The 17,913-nt window shown below is 65.6% G+C and carries 13 protein-coding genes; 8 read left to right on the top strand and 5 right to left on the bottom strand.

The window, feature by feature from the left end:
• The first annotated feature begins 331 nt into the window (after nucleotides 1–331).
• The 7 genes from A0O30_RS22130 (at nucleotide 332) to A0O30_RS22160 (ending at nucleotide 8,746) form a co-directional block, all read left to right on the top strand.
• Nucleotides 332–1,393 carry an ABC transporter substrate-binding protein gene (locus tag A0O30_RS22130; protein ID WP_104835105.1) on the top strand — a complete coding sequence of 354 codons (1,062 nt, stop codon included), beginning with the start codon at nucleotides 332–334 and terminating at the stop codon, nucleotides 1,391–1,393.
• A gap of 18 nt (nucleotides 1,394–1,411) precedes the next feature.
• Nucleotides 1,412–2,143 carry a class II aldolase/adducin family protein gene (locus A0O30_RS22135; RefSeq protein WP_105948015.1) on the top strand — a complete coding sequence of 244 codons (732 nt, stop codon included), beginning with the start codon at nucleotides 1,412–1,414 and terminating at the stop codon, nucleotides 2,141–2,143.
• 166 nt (nucleotides 2,144–2,309) lie between these two features.
• Nucleotides 2,310–3,497, top strand: a complete 1,188-nt coding sequence (locus tag A0O30_RS22140) for an LLM class flavin-dependent oxidoreductase (protein ID WP_105948016.1) — start codon at nucleotides 2,310–2,312, stop codon at nucleotides 3,495–3,497.
• A gap of 10 nt (nucleotides 3,498–3,507) precedes the next feature.
• Nucleotides 3,508–5,082, top strand: a complete 1,575-nt coding sequence (locus A0O30_RS22145) for an ABC transporter substrate-binding protein (protein ID WP_105948017.1) — start codon at nucleotides 3,508–3,510, stop codon at nucleotides 5,080–5,082.
• A complete protein-coding gene (locus A0O30_RS22150) occupies nucleotides 5,075–6,151 on the top strand; it encodes an ABC transporter permease (protein WP_105948018.1) in 1,077 nt (358 codons plus the stop codon). The genes A0O30_RS22145 and A0O30_RS22150 overlap by 8 nt, the downstream gene beginning before the upstream one ends.
• Nucleotides 6,144–6,971 (top strand): ABC transporter permease, encoded by an 828-nt coding sequence (locus tag A0O30_RS22155; RefSeq protein WP_105948019.1) that lies wholly within the window; start codon nucleotides 6,144–6,146, stop codon nucleotides 6,969–6,971. The genes A0O30_RS22150 and A0O30_RS22155 overlap by 8 nt, the downstream gene beginning before the upstream one ends.
• The gene (locus A0O30_RS22160) at nucleotides 6,968–8,746 is read left to right on the top strand and encodes an ABC transporter ATP-binding protein (RefSeq protein WP_105948020.1); all 1,779 of its coding nucleotides are present in this window, start codon (nucleotides 6,968–6,970) and stop codon (nucleotides 8,744–8,746) included. Before A0O30_RS22155 ends, A0O30_RS22160 begins: the two co-directional genes overlap by 4 nt.
• An 81-nt stretch (nucleotides 8,747–8,827) precedes the next feature.
• Here A0O30_RS22160 and A0O30_RS22165 read toward each other — a convergent pair whose 3' ends face one another.
• From A0O30_RS22165 to A0O30_RS22185, 5 genes are all read right to left on the bottom strand, one after another.
• Nucleotides 8,828–11,404 carry a TonB-dependent receptor plug domain-containing protein gene (locus tag A0O30_RS22165; RefSeq protein WP_105948021.1) on the bottom strand — a complete coding sequence of 859 codons (2,577 nt, stop codon included), beginning with the start codon at nucleotides 11,402–11,404 and terminating at the stop codon, nucleotides 8,828–8,830.
• A gap of 209 nt (nucleotides 11,405–11,613) precedes the next feature.
• Nucleotides 11,614–13,167: an ABC transporter substrate-binding protein gene (locus A0O30_RS22170; protein WP_105948022.1), complete on the bottom strand. Its 1,554-nt coding sequence runs from the start codon at nucleotides 13,165–13,167 to the stop codon at nucleotides 11,614–11,616.
• 4 nt (nucleotides 13,168–13,171) lie between these two features.
• Nucleotides 13,172–14,371, bottom strand: a complete 1,200-nt coding sequence (locus A0O30_RS22175) for an LLM class flavin-dependent oxidoreductase (RefSeq protein WP_105948023.1) — start codon at nucleotides 14,369–14,371, stop codon at nucleotides 13,172–13,174.
• Nucleotides 14,372–14,383: 12 nt separating this feature from the next.
• Nucleotides 14,384–15,607: a lipase family protein gene (locus A0O30_RS22180; RefSeq protein WP_105948024.1), complete on the bottom strand. Its 1,224-nt coding sequence runs from the start codon at nucleotides 15,605–15,607 to the stop codon at nucleotides 14,384–14,386.
• Between the two features lie 11 nt (nucleotides 15,608–15,618).
• Entirely contained in the window at nucleotides 15,619–16,692 is a 1,074-nt protein-coding gene (locus A0O30_RS22185) for an ABC transporter substrate-binding protein (protein ID WP_105948025.1), read from the bottom strand.
• Nucleotides 16,693–16,986: 294 nt separating this feature from the next.
• Here A0O30_RS22185 and A0O30_RS22190 point away from each other — a divergent pair.
• Nucleotides 16,987–17,913, top strand: a 927-nt coding sequence (locus tag A0O30_RS22190) for a sigma-54-dependent Fis family transcriptional regulator (protein ID WP_105948026.1), incomplete at its 3' end; no start/stop codon positions are given.

A 17,913-nucleotide genomic window follows, 5' to 3' on the forward strand; every position in this document is an offset into this window, starting at 1 on the left:
CTTGCCCGCTCCCACAGGACCTGCACTGCCCTTGAGGGTTGTGCTGGCCCTTGTGGGAGCGGGCATGCCCGCGAATGGCTACACCGCGGTCCCAACCCCTTGAGCAATATCTTTGCCACCCCTCTGTAGGCCCCGTCCTGCGTGGCTTCCACTACTTTTTGCTGCCCCGGCAACACACGCCCTGCTGATCTGGCAGCACCCCGCCCGCAATCCTGCTCCCAGCCCAGCAAACAGCGCCCGCAACCAAAGGCAAACCCCGCGTAAATCAAGGCCTCCAGCGGTTGGCACGCACACTGCAATGCTGCCTTCACGACGCCCAAGGAGCCACCCCATGACCCTCGCAACCCCCATCGCAAAACGCCTGGCAGACGACCCGTCCGCGCTGGAGCGTATCTGGTTCACCCGCTGCCCCGTGCCCACTGCCTCAGGCATCGCTTACAAGCTCGGCTGGCTGGAGCAGGAGTTCGCTGCCGACGGCCTGCCAGTCTCGACCCTGCAGGAGGCCCGCCAGCTTGGCCACCACCATTACGATCATCAGCTGCCCGGGCTGTTTCGAGAAGGCGGCAACGTGCCGGCGCTGGCCGCCCGTGCGGCCGGCTCGCCCAGCCGGTTGATCGGCCTGACCTGGATCGAGGAATGGCAGACCATTCTGGTCCGCCCGGATTCCGGCATCCGCAGCGCCGCCGACCTGCGTGGCAAGCGCCTGGCGCTGCCGGCCTGGGGCGATACCCGGCCTGGCAGCATTGCCCGTGCCATGAGCCTGCATGGCTACAAAGGCGCCCTGGCTTCGGCAGGCTTGCACCTGGATGACGTGCAACTGGTAGAGGTAGCGCTGCTCGACCAGGCCGGTGCTGCCACCCCGCAACTGGGCCTGCAACGGCTGTGGTCGGGGCTTGAATACCTGGCACGCGGTGAAGTCGATGCGGTGTACGTGAAGGGCGCGGCCGCTGCCGATGCCGCGCGCCGCCTGGGGCTGGTGGTCGGCGTCGACCTCGACCTGCTGCCCGACCCGCGCCACCGCATCAACAACGGCACGCCGCGGCCAATCACCGTGCACCAGCGCCTGCTCGACAACCATTTCGACCTGGTGGTGCGTTTCCTTGCACAAACGCTGCGTGCCGCCGAGTGGGCAGCCGGCAACCGCGCCGCGCTCAACAGCATCCTCGAAGAAGAAACCCGCGCCGGCAGCCAGGGCGTAGCCGAAGCCTATCGCGGCGACTTCCACACCACCCTGGCCCCGGACCTGTCCGCGCAACGCCTGGCCTTCCTCGGCACGCAAAAGGATTTTCTGTACCTGCACGGCTTCCTCGAAGCCGATTTCGACATCGCCGACTGGGTCGACCCGCGGCCTCTGCAAGCTGCCCATGAACTGCTGGCCCAGCGCCGCGCCTGACCTGACTGGAGATTGAACATGACCGTACTGATCAACGAACGCCCCGTCACTGCCGAACTGCAAGCCTTCATCGACCAGGTGGTGGCTGAAGCCGAAGCGGCCTTCAGCGTATTTCGCGAAACCAACACCATCACCGCCAATGGCACCGTCGGCTTCATCGAGCGCGTGCCTGGTGAAGAGCTGCTGGTATCCGTGAACTACGGCGGGCCATGGAACCACCGCAAGCCGTTGCAGGCCACCGTCACTGATTTTTCCGGCAACGTCATCGTCGGCAAGGGCAAAGGTGGCCTGGGCCGTTACACCAAGCTGTTCCAGACCCATGCCGATGTCACCACCGTGTCACACGTGCACAGCCCGTACCTGGGTGCCTGGGCGCAAACCCATCGCACCTTGCCGTTCCACTACGTGCCGGTGCAGCGCTACCAGCTGGCCCGCGAGCTGCCGGTGTACATCGACCGGCGTCAGGCCGAGGTGGATTTCATCCTCGACAAAATTGCCGAGAACCCGTTCAACCTGGCGATCCTGGAAGCCAACGGCGGCTCCACGGTGTGGGGCAAGCAGGGGCTGCGGGCCACGGCGGAGTTCATCCTGTTGCTGGAGGAGGGGGCGCAGATTCAGCTGTTGGCGGATGCGCTGGGTGGATCGCGGCCTTACGGGCCGGGGGTGCTGACCCAGCAGTGGAAGATGAGCGGGTTGTACGACCGTGCCACCGAATTGGGCCTGGTGCCTGGCATCGATCGGCGTAACTGATCAGATCGCTGGGGGCGCTGTGCGCCCCTTTCGCGACACAAGGCCGCTCCCACAAACGTCCTGCGTACGTCGATCAATGTGGGAGCGGCCTTGTGTCGCGAAAGGGCTGCGCAGCAGCCCCAAGGGTCGGTAGGCAAACATCTCATCTGATACAAGGAACACTTACATGGCAGTAAAAATCCTCTGGTACCTCACCACCCCCGACGGCCCCTATCCCTGGGAGCCCGAAGGCCGCTGGCACACCGATTTCGAACACCTCAAGCAACTGGCCATCGCCGCCGACCGCCTGGGCTTCTACGGCTCGCTGCTCGGCTCCAGCCCTAACGAAAGCCTGGCCGTGTCGGCAGCGCTGATCGACGCCACCAAGCGCCTGCGCTTCCTGGTCGCCCAGCACCCCGGCGAGCTGTCGCCAGCAGTGCTGGCCAAGTGGGCGCTCACCTTCGACCAGTTCTCCAACGGCCGCCTGCTGTTCAATGTGGTCAACGGCAACGACGCAGGGTTAGCCACCCTGGGCGTGCATTACCCGCACGATGAACGCTACGACTTCAGCCTGGAATATTGGCGCGCTTTCCAAAGCTTTTACGCAGGCGAAACTGCCGGCTACGACGGCCGCTACGTCAAGCTTTCACCCCGTTCGCCAGCGGCTGCCCATCACCCGCTGGGCGGTTGGCACCCACCGAAGCAAAAGCCCGGCATACCGCTGTGGGGCGCAGGCACCTCGGCACCGGGTGTAGCCCATTCGGTGCAGTTGCTGGACGTGTACCTGAGCTTCGCCGACACCCCGCAAAAGCTGGGCGACAAGTTCCGCCGGGTAGGCGCTGAGGCGGCGAAGATCGGCCGGGAGCTGACCTACGGCACCCGCCTGCAGGTGATCGTGCGCGAGACCGAGGAAGAAGCCTGGGCCCACGCCGAGCGCCTGTTGCAACGCACTTCGCTGGCCACCGCGCGCGCGGCCATCGAACGCCAGTTGCCTCCCGGCCAGACCTTCGACAGCTATGTCAGCGACGACCCGCGCATTCAGCGCAACCTCGACAGCATCCGCGCCGGGCGCCTGCCCACGGCCCGCGAGCTGGAGATCTACCCCAACGTCTGGCTGGGCCCCAGCCTGTTCGGCTTCAACATTCTCGGCCCGGCTGCCGGCACTTACCTGGTCGGCAGCGCCGCGCAGGTCGCCGAGCGCATCCGCGAGTACGAAGCCCAGGGCACGTCGGCGTTCATCCTGTCGGGCTTCCCGCTGATCGACGAGGCGCACCGGGTGGCCGACCTGCTGTTCCCGTTGCTGGACCTGGACCACGGCTTCGACGTACCGCGCCTGGGCGCGGCGAGCAAGCCGGTCGTGGCGCAACCGGCCTAAGGAGAGGGTGATGAGCGAGCTGTTTTCGCGCCGGGTGTTTCTCGGCAACAGCCTGGCCGTCGGTGGCGGCCTGCTGCTCGGCGGCGGGCTGCTCAGCGGCTGCGACAGTGGCTTGCCGGCAGCCACCAGTGCGGCGTTGCCGGGCACGCCGGTGCGCGGTGGGCGCTTGCGCGTGGGTATTATCGACGGCGACCAGGCCGGCAACCTCGATGCGCACAAGCCGGTGGGCGGTGGCATCATTCGAGGTTGGGCGCTGTACGCCAAGTTCTGGGAGTGGAATGCCGATGTCAGCACGCGCCTGGCACTGGCCGAGTTCGCAGAGCCGAATGCCGATGCCAGCGCCTGGACCATCCGCCTCAAGCCGGGGCTGGAGTTCCATCACGGCAAAAACATCACCGCCGACGACATGCTGTTCTCGATCCTGCGGCTGACCGACCCGCAACTGGCATCGCCATTCGCCGGGCTGGTCGGCGCCATTGATCGCCAGGCGCTGCGCAAGCTGGATGAGCGCACCGTGGAGATCCGCTTCAAGCAGGGCCAAAGCTTTTACCCGCTCGATGAAACGCTGATCAGCTTCGGCGGCATCGTGCCCACCGACTACCACCCGGTCACCAACCCGGTGGGCGCGGGGCCGTACCGGCTGAAAAGTTTCATCCCCGGCCAGCGCTCGCTCTACACCCGTTTTGAGAACTACTACAAGCCCAACCGCCCCTATGCGGACGAGCTGGAAATCATCGAATTCAAAGACCAGGTATCGCGGGCCGCCGCCCTGCGCGCCGGGCAGATCGACGTGGCCAGTGGCGTGCAGGCCGAGCACAGTGCGTTGCTCAAGGCCGACCCACGGCTGCGCCTGTATGCCTCGCCAACCACCTCGTTTACCGGCTTCAACCTGAACCTGGCCAAGGCACCGTTCCAGGATGTGCGTGTGCGCCAGGCGTTCCGCCTGCTGGCCGACCGCCAGGAACTGGTGGCGCGGGGGCTCAATGGCTTTGGCCGGGTGGCCAACGACCTGTATTCGCCCCACGACCCCACCTACAACCACGGTATTGCCCAGCGCCCGTACGACCTCGACCAGGCCCGTTCCCTGCTGCGCCAGGCCGGGCAGCAGGACTTGCGCGTCGAACTGACCACCACGCCAGGCCCCGGCGTCAATGCCGCGCTGGTGTTTGCCCAGCAGGCGCTGAAGGCCGGGGTGCAGGTGAAGGTCAATCAGGTGGACGGGTCCGTCTTCAACGGCCCGCAACGTGAGCAATGGCAACTGTCGCCAGGCTCGACCCCGGCGCGCGGCTTTCTTGCCTCGGCGCTGCACAACGATGCGCCGCAGGCCATCTACAACCGCAGCAACTTCCACGATCCGCGCTTTACCGAGCTGTACCAACAGGCCCTGGCCCAGCCCGACCTGGCGCAGCGCAAGGCCTTGGTGCATGAAGCCCAGGCCATCCAGCACGAACGTGGCGGGCTGCTGATCTGGGGCTTTTCCGACGTGCTCGATGCCGCGTCGGCCAAGGTGGGTGGCCTCACCCCGGAACAGACCACTTTTGCCTCCTGGCGCTTCGACGAACTCTGGTTGAACCCCAATGCCTGATACTCGACACACGCCCCGCACACCGGCCTGGCTGGCCTGGTTCATCGGTCGCCTCGGTTACGGGCTGCTGACGGCCTGGGTGATCAGCCTGGTGGTGTTCATTGCCACCCAGGCCCTGCCTTCGGACCCGGCGCGGGTGATCCTTGGCCCGGATGCGCCGCTGGAAAGCATCCTCACCCTGCAGCGCCAGCTGGGCCTCGACCAGCCGATTCTGGTGCAGTACCTGCGCTGGTTGGGCGCTGCGCTACGCGGGGACCTGGGGGTATCGCTGGATTCCCAGGTCCCGGTGGCGCAGCTGTTGTTCGGCCGCTTGGGCCACACCCTGGCCTTATTGGCCGGGGTGCTGGCGCTGGTGGTGCCGGTGGCCCTGTTGCTGGGCGTGAGCCTGGCCCTGCGCCGCGACAGCCGGCTGGACCGCTGGAGCCTGTCGGCGTTGATCCTGCTCAAGGCCACACCGGGCTTTCTGTTGGCCATCGGCCTGGTGCTGCTGTTCTCCATGCCCGGCATGGGCTGGTTGCCGGCGGTATCGATCCTCGACCCGCAGCTGCCGTTGTGGCGGCAGTGGCCGTCGCTGGTGCTGCCGGTGCTGGCCCTGAGCCTGACGGCACTGCCGTACCTCACACGCATGGTGCGCGCCTCGATGATCGAAGCGCTGGAGTCCGAGTATGTGATTGCCGCGCGCCTGCGCGGTATCCCCGAGCGGCGCATTGTCTGGCGGCATACGTTACCCAATGCCCTGACCCCGGCCATTCAAGGCGTGGCGCTGACCCTGCGCACGCTGGTCGGTGGTGCGCTGCTGGCCGAGGTCATTTTCAGTTTCCCGGGCATTGGCACCGCGCTGAACGCGGCGATCCAGATGCGCGACCTGCCGATGATCCAGGGCGTGGTGCTGGTCATCACCCTGGCGGTGGTACTGATCAACCTGCTGGCCGACCTGCTGACGGTATTGCTCACCCCCAAACTGCGCACAGCACGCCGGGTGCGGATGATCCGCCGTGTCCGGCGTGGTATCCGCCCGTGGTGGCGCCGCGCACGCAGCACCCCGGCCCAGGAGGCGACCCATGATTGAATCGCGTTGGCTGGCCGACCCGCAAGTGCGGCGCGGCGCAGTGATCACGTTGCTGGTAGCACTGCTGGCAGCACTCGGCCCTTGGCTGGCGCCGCATGCGTCCACGGCAATGGTTGGGCCGGTGTATGGCCCGCCAGCTGCCGAGGCACCGCTGGGGCATGATTTTCTGGGCCATGACCTGTTGTCGCGGTTGCTCAGTGGCGGCCTGTCGGTGTTGTGGATGTCGGTGGCGGCGGCCACCCTCGCGTTACTGGTCGGCGGTAGCCTGGGCCTGTTGGCCGGGTTCTCGCGCAGGCGCCTGGACCAGGCCATCAGCTGGGCGGCCGACGTGTCGCTGGCGTTCCCGGACCTGATCCTGGTGCTGCTGATCGTGTCCATGCTCGGCCGGGCGCCGTGGCTGATCGTGCTGACCGTGGCCATCGCCTTCACCCCCGGCGTCATCCGCCTGGCCCGTGGCAGCGCGGTGGCGGTGGCGGGGCAGGAGTTTGTCGAGGCGGCGCAGATGATGGGTTATCCGCGTTGGCGCATCCTCTTTCAGGAAATCCTGCCGAACATCCTCACGCCGCTGTTGGTGCACTTCGGCAACATGCTCACCTGGGCGGTGGGCATGCTGTCGGGCCTGAGTTTCCTGGGCTACGGGGTGGCGCCGCCTGCTGCGGACTGGGGCCTGATGATCAACGAAAACCAGGCAGGCCTGCTGGTACAGCCCTGGGCCGTACTGGCACCTGCCTTGCTCATCGGGGTGTTTGCCTATGGCACCAACATCCTGGCCGAAGGCATTGGCCGGGCCAGTGCACGGATCGGGGAGAAGCAGCCATGAACGCGCCGTTGAATGTTACGAGTGAAGTGTTGCGGGTCAGTGACCTGCGGGTAGAGCTGGCCGGGCAGGTCGATGTGCTGGCCGAGGTTTCTTTCAGCCTGGCGGCTGGGGAAATCGTTGGCCTGGTGGGCGAGTCCGGCTCGGGCAAGACCACGTTGGCCACCGCCTTGCTGCGCCATGCCCGGCAGGGTGCACGCATTGTGGGTGGGCAAGTAGTGGTGGCCGGGCAATCGCTGCTCGAACTGGAAGGCGAGGCGCTGCGCCTGGCCCGTGGCGGGTTGGTCGGTTACGTGGCCCAGGACCCGGCCACGGCGCTTAACCCCGCGCTGCGCCTGGGGGCCTTACTGCAAGAAACCCTGTTGGCGCACCAGCCATTGCTGTCGCGTGAGGCTGTACGCAAGCGTATTGGCGAAACCCTGGTGGATGTGGGCCTACCTGATGACGACACCTTCCTGCGGCGGTTCCCGCATCAACTGTCTGGCGGGCAGCAACAGCGGGTGATGTTGGCGCTGGCGTTTGTCTTGAGACCGAAGCTGATCGTGCTTGATGAGCCCACCACCGCGCTGGACGTCACCACCCAGGCCCATGTGTTGCAAACCCTCAAGCACCTGTGTCGTGGCCATGGGGTGGCGGCGCTGTACGTGACCCATGACCTGGCGGTGGTGCGTGACCTGGTTGATCGGGTGATGGTGATGTACGCCGGCCGGCTGGTGGAAGTGGCCGGGCGTGAGGCGCTGTTCCGCATCCCCGGGCACCCTTACACCCGTGCCTTGCTTGCGGCCATTCCCGACATTGCCCGGCGCCAGCCATTGCAGGCGATTGCCGGGCATGCGCCGGCACCGGGGCAGCGCCCGGATGGCTGTGCCTTTGCACCGCGCTGTGCCCAGCGTCGGGCGCAGTGCTCGGTCATCGAGCCATCGTTGCTGGCGCATGCAGATGGGCATCAGGTGGCGTGTGTGGTGCCGCAGCTGGAAACCGTAGCCTTGGACGACGTGCCGGTCGAAACGCTGTCAGCCCCCGGTGACGTACTGCTGGAGGTGCAGGGCCTGGATGTCGCCTATGACCGCCAGGTGCTGTTCGATGTGTCGCTGCAGGTGCGCCAGGGTGAATGCCTGGCATTGGTCGGTGAGTCCGGCTCGGGCAAGACCAGCCTGGCCCGGGCCATTGCCGGGCTGGGCGAGAACGTGCAGGGGCAAATGCGCTATGCCGGGCAACCTTTGGCTTTCGCTGCCCGGCAGCGTGATGCACGGTTGCGGCACCAGGTTCAGTATGTGTTCCAGAACCCTTACCGTGCACTGAACCCACGGCAGACGGTGGGACAAACCTTGAGTGCGCCCCTGGCGCACTTTTTTGGCGTGCGGGGTGCCGAGGCCCGGCAGCGGGTCGAGGCCGTGTTGTCGCGGGTGTCATTGCCGGCGCGTGTGGCGGACCTTTACCCGCAGGGGCTTTCCGGCGGCGAGCGTCAGCGCGTGGCGATTGCCCGGGCGTTGATCTGCGAGCCGAAGTTGCTGGTGTGTGACGAGATTACCTCGGCGCTGGATGTGTCGGTGCAGGCCTCGATCCTGGCCTTGCTGCGGCGCTTGCAGGGCGAGGGGCTGACGTTGCTGTTCGTGACCCACGACCTGGGCGTGGTACGGGCGATAGCCGACCGCGTGCTGGTGTTGCGCCAGGGGCGGGTGGTGGAGCAGGGCAGTGCCGGGCAGGTGCTGGAGCGGCCGGCGGACGCCTATACCCGCAACCTGGTGGCGCACTCGCCGAGCCTTGCCCGGTTTTGATGTTGGTTTGTCTGAAGAAGTTTGGCGCCTGTGAGATCGAGCGCCGCCCGCGCGGCGCTCGATCTCCCAGACAACAAACCTCTAAAACTGATAATCCACCTGCGCCAACAATGTCCGCCCCGGCATCGGCTGCAGGAAGGTGTTGGTCGACCCGGCCAGGCCGCTGACGAAATTCAGCTCGTCGGTGACGTTGAGCATGCGCACGGTTACGCCCCATTGCGGCTGGCGGTAGTAAACGGCGAGGTCAAGGTTGTATTCGTCCGGCACTTTCACCGTCTTGCTCAGGTTCAGGTACCAGCTGCTGGTCCACCACCCCGACAGCTCCACGCCAAACCCTGAATCGAAGCGGTAGTCGACATAGCCGCCTGCGTTGTATTCGGGGATCTGCACCGCATCGAACTTGCCGGATGGCCGCTGGTTGAGGCTGTTGTTGTCGCCGAATACCGTGCCGTTGTCGGGGACGAACCCGGCCGAGGCGAACCCGGCCTGGCTGGTGAACTCGTTGTAGGCGCTGATGCGGCTGAGGTTAAGGCCACTGCGCAGGTTCTGGTCCTGGTAGCGCAGCGTTGCCTCCCAGCCTTTGACGATCAACCGGGCGATGTTGTTGTTGCTGTCCGGCGACTGGTCGCGGGCCTGCTTGTAGGCAGCCAGGGTGAGGAACAGCTGGTCGGGCACGGCCTCCACTTTCAAACCCACCTCATGCAACACGCTCAGGCTCTCGAAGGCCAGCGGGTTGAGCTGGTTGGCCCCCGTGCCGCTGCCCCAGCCCAGGCCGTTGGTGAAGAAGCCGGTGTTCACCGCCAGCGAGCGATCGAAGGTGTAGTACAGCGTGCTGTTTTCTGTGGGTTTGACATAGGGGCTGACCTGCACCGAGAACAGCCGGTAGTTGTCCGAGTCCTTGCGTGGGTTGCCGCCGGGCAGCACAAAGGGGTTTTCGATACGGGCATCGATCCAGCTGCGGCTGGCGCCCACGTTCAGGCCCACACGCTCGCCCAGGCGCAGGTTGTGCTGGCTGAACAGGGTCTTGGTGGTCCAGGTGCTGTCGGCGGTGTACGGCGCCACCGATTCGGCATACAGGCCATGCCCGGCCGGGTACATGGCCGGCAGGTTGAGCCAGCCGTAGTAGCTGGAGAACTGCGGCACGCCGGGTTGGCCGATCCACGCAGCGTTGCCGCCTGCGGGGTTGCGGCCGGTGAGCCCGAGCAGGTCACCGGGGTTTTTAAAGGTGGGGTCGAGGGTCAGGTCATAGGCGTTGATGGTGCTGCCGAAGCTGTTGTTGGCGGCGATCGACTCGTTGCGCTCGCGGCGATAGATCAGCCCGCTGTTGCTGTCATCGACCAGCGTCAGGTCGCCCAGCTGCCACTGGCCACGGGCGCGGAACTCGAAGCGGTTGTCGAAGATATCGTCCTTGCCTTGCACCTGAAACGCACCCACGGCGTCGGTTGTGTCGGTGGAGTGCTGGTAAAAGGTGCTGTTGGCCAGGGTGATCGACGGGGTCAGGTCACCTTCGACGCGCAGTTGCGTGGTAAAGCGCCGTGAGCGGTTTTCATCCTGTGCACGCTGGCCGGTTTGTGACGACAACGAGGTCAGGCCATTGCCTGCCAACGACGGGTCGTAGACCCAGCCGCGCAGGCTGCCGGGGTTGGCCTGGGTATTGGGCGAGGCGCCCTGAAAGCTGCCGTCCACCACTGCGTACTGGCCCTGGGCATTGCGCTGGCGTTGCACCCAGCCGAGCACCTGGGCGTCGGCAGCGCCCGAGGACAGCACCGGCGACCACAGGGTGTTGCCGTTCTGGATGATCGGCGTGGCACGGCCGGCGTAGTACTTGCCGTGGTCGACCAGGTCCTGGGTGGCGCGGTTCCAGCCGTGGGTGATGTTGTAGTCGTAGTAGTCGTCGTAGGCGGCATTCCAGTCCACCCGCACGTTGTCGTTGCGCCAGGCCAACGCGCCGTAGAAGGCGTCGAAGTTGTTCTCGACGTTGTCGTAGAAGTCTTCCTGGCGCTGGCGGGTGATGCTGACCCGGTAGGCCAGGTTGTCCGTGAGCGGGCCGGTGTTGTCGATGCTGAATTTGGTGGCATCGCGTGATTCGCCATCGGGAATCCAGCTGCCGATCTCGCCACTGAGCTTGGTGCGGAATCGGTTGAAGTCGGGTTTCTTGCTGAGGTAGTTGACGTAGCCGCCACTGCCGCTGACCGATCCATAGGTCACCGACGACGGCCCGGCGACGATATCGGCGCCTTCGTAGGCGTTGAAGTTGGCGGGGTGGCGAACCCCGTAGGCGCGCTGGCCGTCCTGGAACACCTCGGTGTTCTGCCCGCGCATTTGCGGGGCGATCCCGGCGTTCTGGCCACCGCCTCGGGTGATGCCGGGGGCGTATTTGACCAGGTCGTCGGAACTGCGGATGGGGTCGTTGGCAAGCTGTTCGGCGTTGATCTGGGTGACCGAGCGCGGGGTGTCGAGCACCTTGGCTTCCAGGCCGCCATAGATCGAAGCGGGCGGGCGGGTGGGCAGTGCGTCGTCGTCGGTCTGCTCGGCCTGCACGGTGACGGTTTGCAGCTGGGTGTCTTCGGCGTGGGCCAATGACGTGCTGGTGGCCAGGATGGCCAGCGTCAGGGCGCTGGGCTGGAATTTTGGGTGCAGCAAGGTAACGCGGGGCATTGGCTGGGCCTCGTTCAAAAGTAGGAATGTGGGAAAAACGAGGGCGCAGCCGCGCCTGCGGTTGGTTTGATATTTGTGCTGCCTGTACCGGCCCTATCGCCGGCAAGCCAGCTCCCACAGGTACAGCGCAGGTCTCAAGTATTGCGCAGTCCCTGTGGGAGCTGGCTTGCCGGCGATAGGGCCAGTGCAGCCAATGCAAGGCTGGTAGGTCAGCTTCTGAGCCACAGGCTCTCGAACCGCCAGGTACTGAACAGCGACTGCTCTGCCTGCGCGCCACCCACGCGGGTGCTGACGCTGTCGAGCAAGTCGGCAAAGCCCCAGATCAGCATGCCGCCGCGCTCGTACTGGATGCGCTGGGCCCGGTGCACCAGCGCCTTGCGCTTTTCCAGGTCCGGTTGGGCCATGGCGGCGAGAAAAGCCTGGCTGAATTCGGGGTCGTTGAAGTGGGTCTTGTTGGCTACGGCAAACGGCGCGTCGGTATGAATCGCGCTGGCCAGGAACGGGGCGCCGATGCTGCCACCGGTGCTCAGGGTCCAGTCATCCCGCTGCGGGCCCTGGAAGGTAGCCAGGTCAACCTGGCGCACGTTGATCGTCACGCCGATGCGCCGGGCCTGCTCGGCCAGCACCAGTGCCGAAGCCAGCCCCGGCCCGGCCGTGGTCACCAGCTCCACCTGCAACTGCTCATGGCCGGCTTCTCGCAGCAACTGCGCTGCACGCTGCGGATCATAGGGGCGTGGGCCAATGCTGTGGTCGAAGGTGGGGTCGAACGGTGCATACAGGTCATTGGCCACCCGGCCCTGGCCATTCAGCGCACGGCGCACCAGCTCGTCACGGTCGGCCAGCAGGCGGAACGCCTCGCGCACACGCGGGTCATCGAACGGGGCCTTGGCGGTGTTCATGTCGAACGACAGCCAGTTGCCGCTCACCGACTTCAGCAGGCGCAACCGTGGGTCGGCCTGCAGCACCTGCAGGTGCTCGGTGGACATCACGTTGGCCATGTCGATCTGCCCGGCGCGCAGTGCCGCCAGGCGGCCGGTCTGGTCCTTGAAGTCGATGATCTCCAGTTCATCGGCGTAGGGCTTGCCGGGTTTGTAGTAGTTGTCGAAACGGGTGAACAGCGAGCGCTGGCCCGGGGTGAAGCTTTTCAGTTTGTAAGGCCCGGCGCCGACCGGGTTGGTGACCGGGTGGTAGTCCACCGGCACGATGCCGCCGAAGTTGACCCAGGTTTCCGGCAGCGGCAGGTAGCTGCGGCCCTCGCGAAAGCTCAGGCGTACGGTGCGCTCGTCAAGCTTGACCAGGTTGTCGCGGTCCACCCAGTGCAGCAGCGCCGCGTAGGGCGAGGCCAGCTGCGGGTCGGTGAGGCGGCGGATGGAAAAGATCAGGTCCTCGGCGTCGATGGTCTTGCCATGGTGGAACTCCAGCCCGGGTTTGAGGCGCAGGGTCCAGCTGCTGGCATCGGCGTTGGGCTCGGCGAACTCGGCCAGGGCCAGGCGCGGCTGCATCTGCTCGTCCCATTCCCACAGCTTGCTGTACAGCGCAAAGCCACGCACGATGCCGCTGCCGATGGGCTTGTGGGCGTCGAGGTTGCCGCTCTGGTTGCCGTCGATGATGCCTAAACGCAGGCGCCCGCCATGGCGCGGCTGGTCGGCCACGGCATGGCTCGGGCTGTCGGCGGGGCCGCAGCCGGCCAGCAAACCGCCGGCCAGCACGCCGGCGTGGCCAAGGAAGCTGCGCCGGCTCAGTGGGTAACCGTCCCTGGCCATGGCGTCAGGCTCCGTTGCTGGCGTGCAGTTGCACGGGTTCGGTTGCCGGGCGGGCAAGGGCTGCGCGCTGCGCACGGAAGTGCGGCAGGATGTGCTCGCCGATGCGGTAGGCCTCTTCCAGGTGCGGGTAGCCGGCCAGGAAGAACAGGTCGATGCCGATGCCGTGGTACTCGTGGATGCGCGCTACCACGTTGGCATAGCTGCCTACCAGCGCGCAGCCCGGCGGGATGCCGATGTAGCCGAAGCCGGTCCACACATTGGGGTGGATGAAGAAGTCGTCGAAGGCCTGTTGTTCGTCCTTGTCGTTGTAGCCGTGCTCGTAGCTCAGCTTGCGTGCGGTGCGCAGGCCTGCATGGGCAGCGCGTGCCTTGACCGTGCCTTTGGCCACGCCTTCGTCGAAGAAGCGTTTGGCCTCGGCCAACGCCGCCTCTTCAGTGTCGCGGGTGATCACGTCGATGGACAGGCCAAAGCGGATATCGGTGCGCCCCCACTTCAGCGCGCGGGCACGAATGTCGGCGATCAGCGCAGCGATCTCGTCCGGGTGTTCGGCGCGCATCAGGTAGAAGTCGGCGTGCTTGGCAGCAAATTCCCGCGCAGCCACCGATGAGCCGGCCGTGCAGATCAGCGGCAGTTCGGCCTTTTTCAGTGGGCCGCGAAGGCCGCCGCCTTCGGCACGGTAATAGGTGCCTTCGTAGTGGAACTGCTCGTTGTGCCAATAGCCGCGCACCACGTCCATGAATTCGGTGGCGCGAGCGTAGCGTTCGTCATGGCCCTCGAAGTCGCCGACCTGACGCTGGATGGCATCCGAGCCGCCGTTGATGATGTTCCACACCAGGCGGTTGCCGGTGGCGCGCTGGTAGGTCGCGGCCTGCTGCACGGCCACCCATGGGGTGTAATGGTAGGGCTGGAACGCGGTAACGAATTTCAGCGTGCGCGTTTCCCGGGCCAGCAGCGAGCACACCGTCCACGGTTCTTCGCCGGTCGGCGCATTGACCATGAGCGCGCCGCCGAAACCGTTGATTTCCGCCGCGCGGGCGATCTGGCCGAGGTAGTCGATATAGGTGAAGTGATCACCTACGGCAAACCCCGACACCGCCCCGGTGCTAACCCCGCCCGCATGCCAGTCGCCACGGTTGCGCGGGTCGCCGGGCAGGAACTGGGTTTCGCCGTGCAACGGCAGGCGGGTGAAGAATTCGATGCTCATGGGGTGGCCTCCTTACTGGACGCTTGGGCTGCAGTTGGGGGTGACCGGCTGGCCGCTGATGACCTGGCGGGCGAAGGGGATCGAGTCCTTCAGCGAGGCATTCACCGTTTCGCTGTGGCCCAGGCCCTTGTACAAGTGGCCCTGCACCACGGAGCCGGCCTTGCAGGCGTCCTGCATCAGCGCCACTTGAGTGGCGGCGGCGGGGGTCTTGTCTTCGGCGCCGGTGCCGATGAAGATTGGCTGGGCCAGCTTCAGGGTCGGGTACGACACCTGCGCCAGCCATGGTTTGAGCTTGTCGCCCTTGTAGTCTTTCTTGGCATTGGCCGGGGTCAGGCCGGTGCCGACCACGTCGCTGACCAGCGATGACAGGCAGCTGGTACGTGCCTGTTCGAACAACGGCAGGGCTTTGTCGGTGTAGAAGTCGCGTGGGTCGATGCTCGGGTCGTACTGCTGGGCCGCGAGCAGGGTGTAGAAACCATAGGCCAAGGCCGGGTCGACCTTGTCCTGGTCTTGCTCACCGACATTTTTCGCGCCGATGGTATAAATCACGCCAGTGCCGATGCTGCCCTTGACCCCCAGTTTGGGCGCATAGGTGGCCGCGTAAGCGCCAGCGGCAAACGCCCCGGCACCGCCCTGGGACTGGCCGATGATCAGCACCTTGTCGGCCAGCCCCGGTACGCCGGCCACCACGGCCTTGGCTGCATCGAGAATGCCGTAGGCGGCCATGCGGTTGTTCAGCAGCGGGTGGCCACCGGGTACGCCCAGGCCCTGGTAGTCGGTGGCCACGATGGCGTAGCCTTCTTCGAGCCAGCGGTTGAGGTATTGCACGTCGCGGTAGCTGCGCCCGGCCCAGGACGGCGCGCAGATATCGGCCACGCCGACGGTGCCATGGCCCCAGCTGGCGACCGGCCAGCCACCTGCTGGCGCCTTGCCTTTGGGGATGAACAGCGCGCCGGACACCACCACCGGCGTTTTGCCGTCGATGCCGTCCAGCGAGGTGTAGAGGATGCGTTGTGCGCTGGCCGCGTTGGGCAGGCTCAAGGCCTGTTCCAGCGGTTCGCTGCGCAACAGTTTGCCGGGCGTGGCGGGGATGGCCTTGGTCCAGGTGTAGAAGGCTGACACGCGGCCATCGCCCTGTTGCGGGTCGGGTTTGGGGGCGTAGGTTTCGGCAGCCATGGCGCCGATGGACAAGGCCAGGGCGCTGAGGCCGAAGATGAGGGATGCAGGCAGTTTCATGAGTCAGGGTCTCAAGGTTGTTGGCTAAGTTGAGCGTCTGATGACGGCCAGTAGTGGGTCAGTTGCAGGTCGATCAGGGCCTGGCGGGTGAAACCCGTGGCCAGGTCGTGGGTGATATCGTAGGGCGCGCGGATCAGGCGGTTGGCCAGGGCGTACTGGCCCAGCGCGTCGTAGTGGGCCTTGAGCTGGGCGTCGCTTTTCGGTGCCCAGCGCGCTTTCCACGCCACCGGGTCGTCCTGGTCGTCACGGCGCAATACGCTTTCGCTGACGCCCGCACGCGATGACAGCGCGTAGTACGCGTCGCGGTTCTGCTCCTGGGAGATCCACCAGGCCGCCCGCACCCAGGCGGTGGCCACCAGCTGCGTCAGGTCGGCGTGCTCTTGAACGAAGCGGTCGGTGCCCCACAGGTCCGACACCAGCCGCCAGTCGTTGGCGCCTTGCTTGGTCGACCAGAGGATGCGTGCCACGCCTTTGTCTTCCAGGGCATAGGCTTCGTTGAGCAGCACGGCGGCGTCCACTTTGCCGGCGGACACCGCAGCGGCACCGACCTGCGGGTTGAGGTTGGCGATCTTGAAGTCGCTCAGTTGCAGGCCTTGGCTTTGCAGGAAGTTGCTGAAGGCGAACTCCCATGGCCGGCCACGGTGCAGGGCCAGGCGTTTGCCCTTGAGGTCCTGGATGCTGCGGACCGTGGAAGTGCTTGGCACCACCAGGTAGATGTTGTTGCCGCTGCCGCCGGGCACTACCAGTTTGCCCGGCACCTGACCGGCACCGGCGATCACCGAGGGCAGGTCGCCGCGCACGGCGAAGTCCAGGCTGTCGTTGCTGAAGCCTTCGTTGATCTGCGGCCCGGCGCCGGCATGGGGCAGGGCGGTCCATTGCAGCTTCACGCCGCGGGCAGCCAGTTGCTGTTCCAGCCAGCCCTCTTCGATGACTCGGCCGGGAATGCCACCAAACACAGGTGCGCCGCCCTGGGTGAAGGCGACGATGGCGATGCGTACCGCCGCCGGTTGCTCGGCTGCCAAGGCAGCCAGGCTGATGAACAGGCCAAGCAGCAGGGTAAGGGCATGACGCCAGGGATTGTTCATGTGCAGCTCCAGGCAAAGGTTCGACAGGCCTGGAGCGAAATGCATGCCAGTAGCGTTGAAAATGGCTACAGCCCATGTGTTACGGGCCTTTCAGGAAACAGCGAAGGCGCTGTGAAGAGCCAGGCCTGCTGATCGGCAAACAGGGGGGTGCTGGCGGGTTGCTGCTGCAGCAGCAGTCGACTGCTGGAAAATTAAATATTCCTGATTCGAATATCTAAATATTAATTAATAATTTTTTGATCTAATTTGTTTCATGCACTATTGGCTGGCGCGTCAACTGCCAGGAATGCCCCCATGTCGCTGATCACCCACCCCAATGCCCGCGAGCTGACCAAGTCGGTACGTGCCACCGTGCTCGTGTTCAAGGACCCGCGCTCCCAGGAACTGCTCAGCCGCATCGAGCGCCTGGCGCCCAGCGAGGCCAATACCCTGATCATCGGCGAAACCGGCACCGGCAAGGAGCTGGTCGCCCGCCACATCCATCACCTCAGCCGCCGTGGGCGTGAGCCATTCGTGGCGGTGAACTGCGGTGCTTTTGCCGAAACCCTGGTGGAGAGCGAGCTGTTCGGCCACGAGAAAGGCGCGTTTACCGGTGCCACCAGCAACAAGGCCGGCTGGTTCGAGGCGGCCAATGGCGGCACGCTGTTTCTCGACGAAATCGGTGACCTGCCGCTGAACATGCAGGTGAAGTTGCTGCGGGTGCTGCAGGAGCGTGAAGTGGTGCGCCTGGGCTCACGCACGCCGATCCCGATCAACGTGCGGCTGGTGGCGGCAACCAACGTCAACCTGGCCGATGCGGTGGTGGCGGGGCATTTCCGCGAGGACCTGTTCTACCGCCTGCACGTCGCGACCATCCGGCTGCCGCCGCTACGCGAGCGGCCGGGGGACATCCTGCCGTTGGCGGAATTTTTCATCGAAGAGCATTGCCGGCGTTTGGGGTACGAGCGCGCCTCGCTCAGCCCGGATGCCGAACGCAAACTGCTGGCGCATAGCTGGCCAGGCAACATCCGCGAGCTGGAGAACGCCATTCACCATGCGTTGCTGGTGTGCCGGTATCAGGTGGTGGCGCCAGCAGACTTGCACCTGGTCGATATGCGGCCACAGGTAGCGGCGCCCGTGCCACAGGCCTACTTGCCGGCAGCGAGTGCGGCCCCGCCCGACCTGGAAAGCGCATTGCTGGCGCTGTTCGAGCAGAATGTGCCAAACCTGTATGAGCATATC

It is taken from the genome of Pseudomonas sp. LLC-1 (genome assembly GCF_002992185.1).
In the GTDB taxonomy this organism is placed as follows: Bacteria; Pseudomonadota; Gammaproteobacteria; order Pseudomonadales; family Pseudomonadaceae; genus Aquipseudomonas; species Aquipseudomonas monteilii.